Source organism: Actinoplanes sp. ATCC 53533 (assembly GCF_003947245.1).
This window is the reverse complement of record NZ_QHHV01000653.1, coordinates 1-611: the sequence shown is the minus strand read 5'-3', so window position 1 is coordinate 611 and position 611 is coordinate 1. Positions and strand designations below refer to the sequence as shown.

Here is a 611-nt window from a genome sequence, read left to right as displayed (position 1 = left end):
CCGCCGGTGGGTTCGACGGTGGCGAAGTTCATGCTGGGCGAGCCCAGGAATCCGGCGACGAAGCGGTTGGCCGGGGCGCGGTAGAGGTCCTGTGGGGTGCCGACCTGCTGAAGGCGGCCCTTGTCGATGACGGCGATGCGGTCGCCGAGGGTCATGGCCTCGACCTGGTCGTGGGTGACGTACACGGTGGTGATCCGATACCGCTGGTGTAGCCGGGCGAGTTCGGCGCGCATCGACACGCGTAGCTTCGCGTCGAGGTTGGACAACGGCTCGTCGAGTAGGAACACCCGTGGTTGGCGGACCAGGGCCCGGCCCATCGCGACGCGTTGGCGCTGGCCGCCGGAGAGGGCCTTGGGTTTGCGGTCGAGCAGCTCGGACAGGCCGAGCAGGTTGGCGATGTCATTGACCTGTTCGCGCATTTGTGCGGCGTCGACGTGGCGTAGCCGCAGCGCGAAGGCCATGTTCTGCCGCACGGTCATGTGCGGATAGAGCGCGTAGTTCTGGAACACCATCGCGATGTCTCGTTCCTTGGGCGCACAGTCGGTCACCTCGCGGTCGTCGATGAACACGGCACCGGCGCTGACGTCCTCCAGTCCGGCGATCATGCGCAG

General features: G+C 66.9%; 1 protein-coding gene. It reads right to left on the bottom strand.

All coding sequences use genetic code 11. The annotated features are described in order from the left end of the window. On the bottom strand, nt 1–611 hold a 611-nt coding region (locus DMB66_RS60480), incomplete at both ends, for an ABC transporter ATP-binding protein (protein ID WP_148113012.1).